Annotated in this window: 12 protein-coding genes and 1 tRNA gene; 5 read left to right on the forward strand and 8 right to left on the reverse strand. The window is 61.4% G+C overall.

The genetic code is table 11. From position 1 onward, the window contains the following. Positions 1-4 precede the first annotated feature (4 nt). Entirely contained in the window at positions 5-778 is a 774-nt protein-coding gene (locus ACSSU5_RS12130; protein WP_264310675.1) for an ABC transporter ATP-binding protein, read from the reverse strand. A 650-nt stretch (positions 779-1,428) separates the two neighbouring features. Here ACSSU5_RS12130 and gabP point away from each other — a divergent pair. Then, on the forward strand, positions 1,429-2,814 hold the full coding sequence (gabP, locus tag ACSSU5_RS12135) for a GABA permease (protein WP_264310674.1): 1,386 nt from the start codon (positions 1,429-1,431) through the stop codon (positions 2,812-2,814). A gap of 172 nt (positions 2,815-2,986) precedes the next feature. Here the strand turns inward: gabP and ACSSU5_RS12140 are convergent, their stop codons facing one another. After that, positions 2,987-3,430 carry a hypothetical protein gene (locus tag ACSSU5_RS12140; protein WP_027594262.1) on the reverse strand — a complete coding sequence of 148 codons (444 nt, stop codon included), beginning with the start codon at positions 3,428-3,430 and terminating at the stop codon, positions 2,987-2,989. Between the two features lie 129 nt (positions 3,431-3,559). Here ACSSU5_RS12140 and ACSSU5_RS12145 point away from each other — a divergent pair, with 129 nt between their 5' ends. Then, positions 3,560-4,093: a hypothetical protein gene (locus ACSSU5_RS12145; RefSeq protein WP_264310673.1), complete on the forward strand. Its 534-nt coding sequence runs from the start codon at positions 3,560-3,562 to the stop codon at positions 4,091-4,093. 9 nt (positions 4,094-4,102) lie between these two features. Here the strand turns inward: ACSSU5_RS12145 and ppk2 are convergent, their stop codons facing one another. After that, a complete protein-coding gene (gene ppk2 / locus ACSSU5_RS12150; protein ID WP_492561234.1) occupies positions 4,103-5,080 on the reverse strand; it encodes a polyphosphate kinase 2 in 978 nt (325 codons plus the stop codon). A 176-nt stretch (positions 5,081-5,256) separates the two neighbouring features. Here ppk2 and ACSSU5_RS12155 point away from each other — a divergent pair, with 176 nt between their 5' ends. After that, positions 5,257-5,547, forward strand: a complete 291-nt coding sequence (locus ACSSU5_RS12155; RefSeq protein WP_264310671.1) for a type II toxin-antitoxin system RelE/ParE family toxin — start codon at positions 5,257-5,259, stop codon at positions 5,545-5,547. A gap of 9 nt (positions 5,548-5,556) precedes the next feature. Further along, the gene (locus tag ACSSU5_RS12160; RefSeq protein WP_264310670.1) at positions 5,557-5,862 is read left to right on the forward strand and encodes an addiction module antidote protein; all 306 of its coding nucleotides are present in this window, start codon (positions 5,557-5,559) and stop codon (positions 5,860-5,862) included. A 118-nt stretch (positions 5,863-5,980) separates the two neighbouring features. Here the strand turns inward: ACSSU5_RS12160 and ACSSU5_RS12165 are convergent. The 5 genes from ACSSU5_RS12165 to ACSSU5_RS12185 all read right to left on the reverse strand — a co-directional run bounded on the left by ACSSU5_RS12165 (position 5,981) and on the right by ACSSU5_RS12185 (position 10,980). Next, a tRNA-Phe gene (locus tag ACSSU5_RS12165) sits at positions 5,981-6,056 on the reverse strand. Between the two features lie 90 nt (positions 6,057-6,146). After that, a complete protein-coding gene (locus ACSSU5_RS12170) occupies positions 6,147-6,419 on the reverse strand; it encodes an oxidative damage protection protein (RefSeq protein WP_264310669.1) in 273 nt (90 codons plus the stop codon). Then, positions 6,416-7,483 (reverse strand): A/G-specific adenine glycosylase, encoded by a 1,068-nt coding sequence (gene mutY / locus ACSSU5_RS12175; RefSeq protein WP_492561235.1) that lies wholly within the window; start codon positions 7,481-7,483, stop codon positions 6,416-6,418. Before mutY ends, ACSSU5_RS12170 begins: the two co-directional genes overlap by 4 nt. Further along, positions 7,480-9,729 (reverse strand): AsmA family protein, encoded by a 2,250-nt coding sequence (locus ACSSU5_RS12180; RefSeq protein ID WP_492561236.1) that lies wholly within the window; start codon positions 9,727-9,729, stop codon positions 7,480-7,482. The genes mutY and ACSSU5_RS12180 overlap by 4 nt, the downstream gene beginning before the upstream one ends. A gap of 315 nt (positions 9,730-10,044) precedes the next feature. Continuing rightward, complete coding sequence (locus tag ACSSU5_RS12185) at positions 10,045-10,980, reverse strand: IS110 family transposase (RefSeq protein ID WP_264309399.1); 936 nt, start codon at positions 10,978-10,980, stop codon at positions 10,045-10,047. 400 nt (positions 10,981-11,380) lie between these two features. Here ACSSU5_RS12185 and ACSSU5_RS12190 point away from each other — a divergent pair, with 400 nt between their 5' ends. Continuing rightward, positions 11,381-13,042, forward strand: a complete 1,662-nt coding sequence (locus ACSSU5_RS12190; protein ID WP_492561237.1) for an OFA family MFS transporter — start codon at positions 11,381-11,383, stop codon at positions 13,040-13,042. Positions 13,043-13,182: the final 140 nt, after the last annotated feature.

The raw sequence follows: 13,182 nt of genomic DNA on the forward strand, positions 1-13,182 counted from the left end.
TCCGTTAGCGGTGGCTGGACATGAATTGCTTGCAACGCGCCGAGGTCGGGTTCTCGAAGACCTGTTGCGGCGATCCTTGCTCTTCAACCAGGCCCTGGTGCAGGAAAACCACTTCACTGGACACCTGGCGGGCAAAGTTCATCTCGTGCGTCACCAGCAGCATGGTACGGCCTTCTTCGGCCAATGCGCGGATAACGTTTAGCACTTCCTGGACCATTTCCGGATCGAGCGCCGAGGTCGGCTCGTCGAACAGGATGACTTTGGGCTTCATGGCCAGGGTACGGGCAATGGCGGCGCGCTGCTGCTGGCCACCGGAAAGCTGGGCGGGGTAGCTGTGGCGCTTGTCGTAGATGCCGACCTTTTTCAGCAGTGCTTCGGCGGCCTCGATGGCTTCAGCCTTGCTTTGACCAAGCACGCGGCGCGGCGCCTCGATGATGTTGTCGAGGATCGACATGTGCGGCCACAGGTTGAAGTTCTGGAAGACGAAGCCGATCTCGCTGCGCAGGCGATTGATCTGGCGGTTGTCGGCGGCGATCAGGTCACCGTTTTTGGCGGCCTTGAGCTTGAGGGATTCACCAGCGACCAGGATTTCGCCCTGGTGCGGGTTCTCCAACAGGTTGATGCAGCGCAGCAAGGTGGACTTGCCGGAACCGGACGACCCCAGGATGGAGATCACGTCACCATCGCGTGCGGTCAGCGAAATGCCCTTGAGAATTTCCTGCTCGCCGTAGCGTTTGTGCAGATTGCGAATTTCCAGCGCGGGCGTGGCCTGGGCCATGTGCGGTCCTCTTGTGTTCGGGTGCGTTCCCAGCTGTTGGCGGCCTTCCTGGCGTGCGCCAAGCTAGCATAGCGGCATTATGACGGCCAACAGGGTCGCTAGGGGCTCGGGTCGCTGTCGGGGCAGATTGTCGCATCGCTGCAGCGCAACGTCGCGAGGATGACCGCGAAGGTCTAGCCCAACACCAGAGCCTTGATGAAAAAAGGCGCGATGGTGCCAGTTTTGGCCCGCGCTTGGAAGCGCCAATCCTTAACTCGTTCAATGAGCGGGCCCTGAGAGGATCGCTTGTAACGGTGGGAGCGGACTCGACACCTCAACCAATCCGCTCCAATGGTTGTACCTATCGGTTGTACTTTTTTTGCATGGCAATGGTGCGCAGGTGTTACCTAGGGGCACCTTTGGTGCGTTTGTAAGTGGGTATTTCCGTAATCCGGACTTGGCACGGGGATTTGGCGACCTTTCGGTCAAAGCATGGCCGAAAGCCCTGCAAGCCGCGCCCTTTACGGCTGCCAGATTTTTCTGACGAATGCATTCAGCAAATGGCGCGCTTATTGCCAGTAGGAAACCGCCGATTGCAGCGACGCCTAATTAACCCCAGGCGCGCTTCGTTCCCGTAGTCGGAGTGGTCCACTCCTTACAAAGGTAGTTTTATGAGCGGTAACAATTCCAATGACCTCGCTCAGGGGCTCAAATCGCGGCATGTCACCATGCTGTCCATCGCTGGCGTAATTGGCGCCGGTCTGTTCGTGGGTTCCGGTCACGCCATCGCTGCTGCGGGCCCTGCCGTACTGCTGGCCTATGCTGCTGCCGGTACGTTGGTCGTGCTGGTCATGCGCATGCTTGGCGAGATGGCCATCGCTTCACCTGACACGGGGTCTTTTTCGACTTATGCCGACCGCGCCATTGGGCGTTGGGCCGGCTTCACCATCGGCTGGCTGTACTGGTGGTTCTGGGTGCTGGTGATCCCGCTGGAGGCCAACGCGGCCGCAGCCATTCTGCACGCCTGGTTCCCTGCTGTTGACCTGTGGGCCTTCTCCCTGGTCATCACCCTGCTGCTGACCCTGACCAACCTGTGCAGCGTGAAGAACTACGGTGAGTTCGAGTTCTGGTTCGCCTTGCTCAAGGTACTGGCGATCATCGGCTTCATCGTCGTGGGCTGCGTGGCCATGTTCGGCCTGGTGCCGGGCAGCCAGGTGAGCGGTGTCAGCCACCTGTTCGATACCCAAGGCTTCATGCCCAACGGCCTGGGCGCTGTGCTGGCCGCCATGCTGACCACCATGTTCTCGTTCATGGGTACCGAAATCGTCACCATCGCCGCTGCCGAGTCCAAAGACCCAGGCAAGCAGATCAGCCGCGCCACCAATTCGGTGATCTGGCGTATTTGCCTGTTCTACCTGGTGTCGATCTTCCTGGTCGTGGCGTTGGTGCCTTGGAACGATCCGGCCCTGGCTGAGCTGGGCTCCTACCAGACCGTGCTGAGCCGCATCGGTGTGCCGAATGCCAAGCTGATCGTCGACATCGTCGTGCTGATTGCCGTCACCAGCTGCCTGAACTCGGCGCTGTATACCTCTTCGCGCATGCTGTTCTCCCTGGGCAAGCGTGGCGATGCCCCAGCCATGTCGCAACGCACCACCAAGGCGGGTACTCCGCATGTGGCGGTACTGATGTCCACGGCGGCGGCGTTCCTGTGTGTGTTCGCCAACTATGTGGCGCCGGCCCAGGTGTTCGAGTTCCTGCTGGCAAGCTCTGGCGCCATTGCGCTGCTGGTGTACCTGGTGATCGCGGTCTCGCAACTGCGCATGCGCAGCCAGCGTGAAGCGCGTGGCGAGAAAATTGCCTTCAAGATGTGGCTGTTCCCGGGCCTGACCTGGGCGACCATCGCTTTCATCATTGCTGTGCTGGTGGTGATGGGGGTGGGTGAGGATCACCGTGCCGAGATCATCGCCACTGCTTTGCTGAGCATTGGTGTGGTGGCGGCCGGGCTGCTGGTGCATCGCAAGCGCGAAGCGGCTGGGCGGGTGGCGCTGGATAACTGATCTGCGCTGCTTTGAATGAAAAGGCCGCGCCCTGTGTAGGGCGCGGCCTTTTTTATTACATCTGTCGGGCCTCTTCGCGGGGCAAGCCCGCTCCCACTGGTATGGCGCTGCATGTGAGGCCTGCACAGTATCTGTGGGAGCGGGCTTGCCCCGCGAAGAGGTCGGTGATGGCTCAGCCGAACTGCTTCTGCTGCTGTTGCTGCTTGGCCACGACTTCTGAAGCGGCGATATAGGCCTCTTGGAACTCGTCGCTTTCCAGCCAGGCCATGGTGGTGTCTTCGTCGGCGCCATCAAGCCAGGTGCGGTAGGCGTTGAACACCAGCACGATGTAGTCGGTGGCGTGTTCTTCCTTGTGCCCCTTGAGCACCAGTGCCAGCAGCGGGTCGACCAGGAACACCGAGATCATCGCCACCAGGCTGGTTTCCTGTGCCGCCTTCATCTTGTCGAACAGCTCCTTGTAGCTGTCCGACTCCATGGCCTTGTTGAACACCTGCTCGATGCTGGCGCTGTCACCGGCGCTGGCCTTGACCGCCTGGCCGCTGCGCACCATGCGGTTTTGCTTGGCCTTGCTGGCGGCGCGCTTGGCGCGTTTCTGTTGTTTGGTCGTGGTGGCCATGGGTGAATCCTTGGGGGTGCCTAAAAAAGTGCGCGTATTGAATCGCACTTGCCTGCGAAACCCAAGCGACAAGCGATGGTCTCAGGCAGGCGGCCGGATGTCCGGTAACCACTCATGAGGAATTCAGGGATGAAAACAGCAATCTCGCTATGCCTGCTGGCTGTAGCGCTGTCTGGCTGCGGCAACATTGCGGCGGTCAAATCGTTCAACACCCCTTATGGTTCACCGACTTCAGGCGATACCGCTCGCCTGCGGGTGATTGCCGACGGCATGGTGCGCGCGGTGCCGGGCAAGGATTGTGTCGATTGGTACAGCCCAGGAGCAGGGGTGATTGCAGTGCCCAAGGAGGGCTTCGCCGACCGCAATGGCGAAACCCTGGGCATGCCTGCCAGCGCCCCGGTGATGCAGGGGGATGCGGTCAGCGAAGTGCTTGTGCCGGCCGGCAAGCCGTTCACCCTGCACTTTCTCGATGGCGGCCGCGGTAGCTACAACAGCGTCACCAACTGCCTGGGCATGTTCTACTTCGTGCCGCAAAAGGGCGCCGATTACGAAGTGGTGGTGCGCGGCTACAGCGCCTGTGGCGTCAAGCTGCGGCAGCTGGGCGTGGAGCAACCCGTACAGACCACCAAGGCCGAATACTGCAGCGCCATGGCCAACTTCTGATTGCCCTTGTCAGTGGACGGCTGGCGCTTCATCTTCTTCGAAGTCACGAGACGCACGCCCCACCAGTGACGGGTCGGGGGCATACGCCACGGCCGGGTCCTTGCCTGGGTAGTCCAGTGAATGCAGGAAGTGCCGTATGCAGTTGATGCGCGCACGCTTCTTGTCATCGGACTTGATCACCGTCCACGGTGCATCGGCGGTATCGGTATGGAAGAACATCGCCTCTTTGGCTGCGGTGTAGTCGTCCCATTTGTCCAGCGACTTGATGTCGATGGGCGACAGCTTCCAGTGTTTGAGCGGGTCGTCGCGGCGTGAGATGAAGCGCCGTAGCTGCTCCTCGCGGTTCACCGAGAACCAGTACTTGAACAACAGGATGCCGCTGTTGCATAGCATGCGCTCAAGGTCCGGCGCCTGGCGCATGAATTCGAGGTACTGCAGCGGCGTGCAGAACTCCATCACCTTCTCGACCCCGGCGCGGTTGTACCAGGAGCGGTCGAAGAAGACCATTTCACCTGCAGTCGGCAGGTGCTGGACGTAGCGCTGGAAGTACCACTGGCCCTTTTCCTGCTCGGAGGGCTTCTCCAGTGCCACGATCCGTGCACCACGCGGGTTCAGGTGCTCCATGAAGCGCTTGATGGTGCCCCCTTTGCCCGCAGCGTCCCGCCCTTCGAACAAGATCACCACGCGCTGGCCAGTGTCCTTCACCCAGCTCTGCACTTTAAGCAGCTCGATCTGCAACGCGTGCTTGGCCTTTTCGTATTCCTGGCGTTGCAGACGGGTGCGGTATGGGTAGCTGGCTGGCAGGCGTGCGCGGGTGCTGTCTTCGTTGCTGCCTTTGGGGGCGGTGGCCACTTCCAGTGCGGCGGGCTGCTGGCTGATCTGGGTAATGGTCGGTTCGGGCTTGCGCTGACGTGGGCGACGCGTGCGAGGGGGGATTGGGGCGGGTTCGCTGGGGGCGGGGAGCAGGAGGGTGGATTCTTCGCTCATGGAGGTCCTTGCGGGTAGTCGAATGGCCACCTGGTATTTTAAGGACGAGCGGGTAATGGCTTTTTGATGTTGGTCAATGTCGGTTGCTGATTTGTGACCTTGTCGCTGGGGGCGGCTCAATAGTTTGAAACACGTGAAGATTGGATGTAGTGTGAACTGTGGTTTACGTTTTTCCCATGCATATACTCATTCAAACCGAGACGTACAAAGGGTGGTTCGCTGCGTTGCGGGATGCTCGTGCGCAGGCGCGTATCAACGTGAGGCTGCGCCGAATCGAGCTTGGGATGCTGGGTGACTGTAAGCCAGTTGGTGAGGGAGTGTCCGAAGCGCGGATCAACTATGGCCCGGGCCATCGAGTCTACTTCGTTCAACGGGGCTACGAAGTGATCATCCTTTTGGCAGGTGGCGATAAAGCCAGCCAGGCGAGGGATATCAAAGCTGCACTCAAGCTTGCGCGCGATCTTTAGGAGGCCGTCATGACAGATATCAAACTGACCAAATGGGATGCTGTGGACCATTTGAAGACCGAGCAAGACATAGCCTTGTACCTTGAGGCCTGTCTTGAAGAAAACGATCCAGCCTTGCTTGCCGCTGCGTTGGGTGATGTTGCCCGGGCGCGCGGGATGGCTCAGTTGGCCCGGGACACGGGGCTGACGCGCGAAGGCTTGTACAAGGCGCTCTCTGCAGAGGGTAACCCCAGCTTGGCGACCATCATGAAGGTCATGGCGGCGCTTGGAGTAAGGCTGCATGCTGAGGTGGTGCAGCCTCAGGTAGCGGGCTAGAGATTTGGGATATCGACAACGTAATGCAGACTGAAAAATCGCAGACAACAAAAAACCCGCACTAGGCGGGTTTCTTGTTGTCGCTTCGGGTAACTTTGCAACCACCAGAAGCTGAAGGTGGTGCCCAGAGACGGAGTCGAACCGCCGACACGAGGATTTTCAATCCTCTGCTCTACCGACTGAGCTATCTGGGCGACGAGGTGAATTAAATAGATTTCCAGACCGTCCGTCAACGACTTTTTGAAAAAATTTTAAATTAATTCCGTCGCTTACGTTTTTTGGGGTCATTCGGCCGGTGGAACGTAGCCTTCCGCCTGGGCGTACTCTTCGCCGGCGAAAAACTTGTCCATCTCGCCCTGGAGGAATTTGCGGTCCTCGCCATTCATCATGTTCAGGCGCTTTTCGTTGATCAGCATGGTCTGGTGTTTCTGCCAGTCGGCCCAGGCCTTCTGCGAGATGTGATCGAAGATGTCCTGGCCCTTGGCGCCTGGGTAGGGCGGGCGCTCCAGGCCTGGGAGTTCTTCTTTGTACTTGCGGCACATCACGGTGCGGGTCATCGGGCGTCTCCTGCAATCAGTTCGTCGGCCGCGCGTTTGAGCAACTTCTTGACCGGGGCGGCGAGGCCCAGGCGCGGCGGGGTGGCGAGGTTATACCAGAGCCAGTCGGGCTCGGCCACGTGCTGGCCGACCGGGTCGACCCTCACCAGCCAAGGCTCGATCGCCAGCTGGAAGTGGCTAAAGGTGTGGGTCAGGCCGTCTAGTGCGCGGCTATCTGCCAGGCGCAGGCCGTGCTGGTAGACGAGGTCGTCGAGTTGTTCGAGGTTCTCCAGCTCCGGCAAGCTCCACAAACCGCCCCACAAGCCGCTGGAAGGGCGGCGGTAAAGCAGGATCGCGCCTTCGTGGTTGGCCAACAGTGGCATCAGCGTCCGCCGTTGCGGCAGCGCTTTGCGTGGCTTGGGCTCGGGGTAGCGGGTCTCTTCGCCGTGCAGGTGCGCTTCGCAGCCACGTTGCAGCGGGCAGATCAGGCAGCTGGGCTTGCTGCGGGTACACAACGTGGCGCCCATGTCCATCATCGCCTGGGTGTAATGGTTGGCGCGGGTCAGCGGGGTGAAGCGCTCGGCGCTGGCCCACAGCTGGTTGGCCACCTTGGGCTCGCCGGGGTAGCCCGCCTGGGCGGTATAGCGGGCCAGCACGCGCTTGACGTTGCCGTCCAGGATCGGCGCACGGATGCCCATGCTGATGCTGGCGATGGCACCGGCAGTGGAGCGGCCGATGCCAGGCAGTTCGGTGAGTTGCTCGACGCTACGTGGAAACTCGCCGCCATGCTGCTCGACGACGATCTTCGCCGCCTTTTGCAGGTTGCGGGCGCGGGTGTAGTAGCCCAGGCCCGTCCACAGGTGCAGCACTTCGTCCTCCGGCGCTTCGGCCAGGGCCTGCACGGTGGGCAGGGCCTGCATGAAGCGGTCGAAGTAGTTGAGCACGGTGCTGACCTGGGTCTGCTGCAACATGATTTCCGACACCCACACCCGGTACGGGGTGATGCCCTGTTGCCAGGGCAGGTCGTGTCGGCCGTGCTCGTCATACCAGTCGAGCACGGCGCTGGAGAACTGCTCGGGGCTCATCGCTTGAACAGCCCCTTGAGCGCGTCTTTCACTTCCGGGCTCACTTTGTCTCCGAGTTTCTCGTCGAGTTTTTCATCGATCTTGTCTTTGAGGCGGTTGCCGGCCAGTTTGGCGGCAACCTTGCCCATGCCGTCCTGGTCCAGGCGGCAGGCCTTGGCGCCAAGCTCCAGCGGGCCGCGGCAGCGCAGCGGCACTTCAACGCCGACATAGCGCTGGTTGACCTGGCAGGCCGGGTCCGGCATGGCGCGCTGGTCACCCTCGACGATCACGCCGACGTTGTAGTCCATGCCCAGTACGCGCAGGTCGACGTCGCCGTGGCCGTTGACGGTGAGGCCTGGGATGCGTGCCTTGAGGTCTGGGTTGCTGGCCACGCCATTGCGCACCACCAGGCTGCCACGCAGTTCCTGGAAGGGCGTGTCCTTGGCGCGGGGTTCGCCGCTGAGCGACTTGCGGTTGAGCGTGGCGATGGCCTGGCACAGTTGCTGTTCAAGGTTGGCATTGACCAGTACGCCATCGTTGATGGTGAAGTTGGCGTTGCCATTGAGGGTATCGACCAGCGCCTTCTGGCTGTTGCCGGTCGCGGTCAGGTCGCTGGTCAGGGTCAGCAGGCCCTTGACCGGTGGCGTCTGCTCTTTGCCCTCGATCTTGATGAAGTGCTCTACCGGTACCCGCTCGATCCGGGTGTTGACGCCAAGCTGCGGCACAGCAGGGCGTACATCGACGGTGCCCTTGGCCTCGAAGGTGCCGTTGTAGAGCTCGCCGCGCAGGGTCTGCAGGGTCACCAGGCCGCCTTGGCCGATGGCCTTGAGCTGAGCATCTTGGATGGGCAGCTTGTCCAGGGTCAGCGAGCCGAAGCTCAGGTCGGCCTGCAGGTCCAGGGCACGCAGGCGGTCCACCGGCAGCAGCTTGTCGTCACTCCAGGCGACCTGGGTCGGAGCGTTGGGCAGGGGTGAGCTGCCGACACCGGCAACGGCGCTGGCTTCCTGTTGCTTGACCTCGGCCTGGCGCGCGGCGGTAGCGCCCTTGGCTTCTTCGCTCTTGGCCGGCAGGTAGCGGTCGGCGTCGAAGGTATCGGCCTTGAGCTGCAGGCGCAGGGCCTGCTTGGCGAAGTCTTCGACGGCCACGCGGCCGCTGAAGGTGCTGTCGTCCAGCTTCACCGCCAGGTCCGCCAGGGCCAGGCTGTTTGGCGTGCCTTGCAGGCGGGTGACCAGCTCCAGCTTGGTGAATGCGGCCGGGTCGTTGGTCGCCGGCAACGGGCGGCCGATGCCATCGAGGAAGGTGCGCAGATCGAACTGGGCGATGGACAGGCCACCGCTGAGTTGCGGCGCCTTGTCCAGGTCGCGCAGGTTCAGCTCGCCCAGCGCTCGCAGCTGGTTGGCCGAAATTTTCAGGCCGTTCCACGAGGCAACATTGGCCGCCAGGTCTACCAGCAGTTGGCCCTGGGCGGCGAAGGTCACGGTCTTGCCGGCCAGCGGTTCGCCCGAGGTCTCGCCCGACAGGCGCATGTCTTCAAGGTTGTAGCGTTTTAGCTTGCGGTCGAAACGCAGTTCGCCGGCAAGCTCGGTGCGGGCCTTGATGTTCGGCTGGCTGGCACTCAGGAACGCACTGGCCTTGAGCGGAATGTTCGCCCCTTCGTGGACCGGGCCGGTGCTTAGCTGAATGCTTTCGGCGGTGTAGCTCTGGCCGCTTTTGGCATCGGTGTACTGCACACGGGCGTTGTTCACGGTCAGGCTGTCGATGTCGAGTTTGACCGCACGCTCGCTGCCGCTATCGGCTTGCGCCGGGGCCTGCTCGGTTGGTGCCTGGGCCGGTGTTGTGGCAGGCGCGCCGGTGGGTGCCGGCAATGGCTTGCCGATGTCTTCCCAGTTGCCGTGGCCGTGTTCGTCACGGGCCAGGGTCAGGTTCAGGCCCTCGACGCGCACGTCGCTCATCTGCACCTCGCGGCGCAGCAGCGGCAGCACACGCACCGACAGACCGAGCATCTGCAGGTCGGCGAACGGCTCCTTGGGTTTGTTCAAGGTGGCGATGCTTGCTTCGTGCAGCTCCAGGCCCAGCCACGGGAACAGGCTCCAGCCGATGTCACCGTTGAGGGTCAGCTCGACATGAGCCTTGTCGCGCGCCAGCTGGCGAATCTCGTCTTTATAGTCGTTGGGATCGAAGAGGTGGGTCAGGGCGAAGCCCAACGCCACGATGATCAGCAGCAACCCGAGAAGCCCCAGTCCCAGGATTTTGCCGAACGCTTTCATGGGCGAGTCCTTGTAGTCCAGTTTGAAATTCAGCGGCAGAGTATAGCGCCGCAGTGGTTATCTCTGCGTATTCGACTGGCGATACAGCGTATTTCCCTACGAATGGATCAGAGGTTGCGGCTTTCGACAGCCGCAGTACTGGCAGTTCCGTTTGTGTTGCCTGTACCGGTCTCTTCGCGGGCAAGCCCGCTCCCACAGGGTGCTCATCCGATCATGTGGGAGCAACTGTCTTCTTGTGGAAGCTGGCCTTGCCGGCGATGGGGCGCGTAGCGCCCCAGGCCCGGCTGTGCCGGGCATCGCCAGCAAGGCTTGCTCCTACGAATGAGCTATTTGCTCCTTCCAGGGCGTTCCGGTCTTGAGCATCGCATTTAGCCTCACTATCAATACTCGCATACACGCCACCACCGATACTTTCGCGCACTTCCCTTGGGCTCGCAGTGCTTTGTAGCGCTCGCAGAAGTCCTTGTTGTGCCGTATCACCACCCAGCAGGCCATATAGAGCGCCCGCCTGACTTGTGAGCGCCCCCCCCAGATTGAACGCTTGCCCGACTGCTTGCCGCTGTCCTGGTTGAACGGCGCAACACCGACCAAGGCGGCAATTTCCTTCTTATCCACCTGGCCCAGCTCTGGCAGCAAGGCCATCAGCTTTCCGGCAGTAATCAGACCAATTCCTTTGACTTGAGTGAGCTGTTTAACCCGGTCATCAGGCAAAGCTGCTGCCTGCTGTGCGATCTCTTGTTCCAGCGCTCGAATTTCACCCTTCAGATAGGCGATGTGTTGTTCCAACCGCAAACAAACACTGGGAGCCCGCGCCTGCTTCAGGCGCCGCTTGTCATCGTCGCGCTGTTGGACGAAGCGATCCCGCTGCATAAGCAGTTCGCGCAGCAAGGCCCGCTCGGGTGTCATCACCTGGCAAGGCCGTGGGGGCATAACTTCAGCCAGGTGAGCCAAAACCGCTGCGTCAATGGGATCGGTCTTGGCGCGTTTACCCATCGACTTGGCAAAGTCCCGGGCACGACTGGGATTGATCCGGCAAACCGGAAAATCGGCATCCTGCAGCGCTTTGAGGACATTGCACTCGTAGCCACCGGTAGCTTCGAGCAAGACCATTGAAACTGCATACCCGCCAAGCTTTTCGACGAGCAGTTGGAATCCCTTCAAGTCATTGGAAACACTGAAGTTCACCCCCTCAGGGCGGATGTGAACAGCAAGTGTGGCACTGGAAACATCGATGCCGACAGAGGAAGACATGGCCAAACCCTCTTAAACTCAAGGAGTGAGAGCGCTTTGGCTTGGCCCACGCTTGTGATTCGAGATTACGCCCCTCATCCAACTGTTCGGGCTCTCGCCAAAGTGGAACGGTGAATGGCAGCTTTTGCTCCCACACGTGCTCTGGGCACCTCGGGCTATCAGCTTGCCATTCACCGCTCTCACTTCAGATTCTATTCCCTCTCCAAGACACAAGCGGGCTTGCCCCGCGAAGAGGCCGGTACAGGCGAACCGAAATACCGTTTCAGCTACGGAGAAATCCACGATATCAGATTGCTTTCATCCCACCGGGTGCTGGTAACCTTGCGCCGCTTGCGGTGTGCCCGCGACCCATTGTCGCGGTGCGTTGCCCTGTAAAGGCCCTACAAAAAGGATTGAACCCATGAGCAGTACCGTCACGGCAGGCACCTTGGCCGGAGCGCCGAGCTTCCTGTCGAAGGAGCGCATCATTGCCCGTCCGGGCTTCAACCGTTGGCTGGTGCCACCGGCAGCGTTGGCTATCCACTTGTGCATCGGCATGGCCTACGGCTTCTCGGTGTTCTGGTTGCCGCTGTCGCAAGCCATCGGCATCACCGCCCCGGTCGCCTGCTCGGCAGACATGGGTTTCATTGCGCGAATGTTCAGCGCCGAGTGCGACTGGCCGATTTCGATGCTGAGCTGGATCTACACCCTGTTCTTTGTATTCCTCGGTTGCTCGGCCGCGGTACTTGGCGGCTGGTTGGAACACGCCGGGCCGCGCAAGGCCGGGCTGGTGTCGGCGCTGTGCTGGTGCGGCGGCATGCTGATTTCGGCGATTGGCGTGAAGACCCATCAGCTGTGGCTGATGTGGCTGGGCTCTGGCGTGATTGGCGGTATCGGCCTGGGCCTGGGCTACATTTCGCCGGTCTCGACCCTGATCAAGTGGTTCCCGGACAAGCGTGGCATGGCCACGGGCATGGCGATCATGGGCTTTGGCGGTGGCGCGATGGTGGGTGCACCGCTGGCGACCGCGCTGATGGGCCACTTCGGCAACGCGCAGGACGTGGGGGTATGGCAGAGCTTCGTGGTCATGGCGGCGATTTATTTCGTGTTCATGACGGCGGGCGCGCTGGGTTACCGCGTGCCCCCGACCGGCTGGAAGCCTGAGGGCTGGACCGCCCCGGCGAAAAAGGCCGGCAATGGCATGGTCACCGACCGCCATGTGCACGTCAGCGTGGCCTGGAAAACCCCACAGTTCGCGCTGGTGTGGCTGGTGCTGTGCCTGAACGTCTCGGCGGGCATCGGTATTCTGGGCATGGCGTCGCCGCTGTTGCAGGAAGTGTTCGCCGGCAAGCTGCTGGGTAACGAGCTGAGTTTCAGCGAGCTCAATGCCGCGCAGCTGGCGCAGATTGCAGCGATCGCGGCGGGCTTTACCGGCTTGCTGAGCCTGTTCAACATCGGTGGGCGCTTCTTCTGGGCGTCGTTCTCCGACTACATCGGCCGCAAGAACACCTACTTCGCTTTCTTCGCCCTGGGCGTGGGCCTCTACAGCCTGGTGCCGAACATGGGCCACTTGGGCAACGTGGCGCTGTTCGTGGCGGCGTTCTGCATCATTTTGTCGATGTACGGTGGCGGCTTTGCCACGGTGCCGGCGTACCTGGCCGACCTGTTCGGGACGCAGATGGTGGGTGCGATTCATGGGCGTTTGCTGACGGCGTGGGCAGCGGCGGGCGTGCTGGGGCCGGTGCTGATCACCTACCTGCGTGAGTATCAGCTGGCGGCGGGCGTGGAGCGGGCTGCGGCGTACGACATGACCTTGTATATCCTCGCGGGCCTGCTGGTGTTGGGCTTTATCTGCAACTTGCTGATTCGCCCAGTGGCGGACAAGCACTTCATGAGCGACGCGCAATTGGCCGCCGAACGTGCGCTGAGCCACGACAAGGGGGCCGATGGGGCGCGTTCGCTGGAGTGGCATGCCGCGCCGGGTAGCTTGCCGCTGGTGCTGATTGCCTGGGCTGCGGTGGTTGTGCCGTTGGCTTGGGGGGTGTGGATTACGTTGCAGAAGACGGCTGTACTGTTCCATTGAAAGGGGCTTGCGGGGGTTGCAAACCAGCCCCCGAATCACAGCTTGTATAGACCTGTAACTGCATCCACCCCCCGTAATTGCTTGCTCTGCCATATGTCATCCGCGTTTCAAGCTGGCGCGATCTGGGCCTATAATGGAGC

The sequence above is a fragment of the Pseudomonas sp. E1MeOHC2 genome, assembly GCF_058745025.1.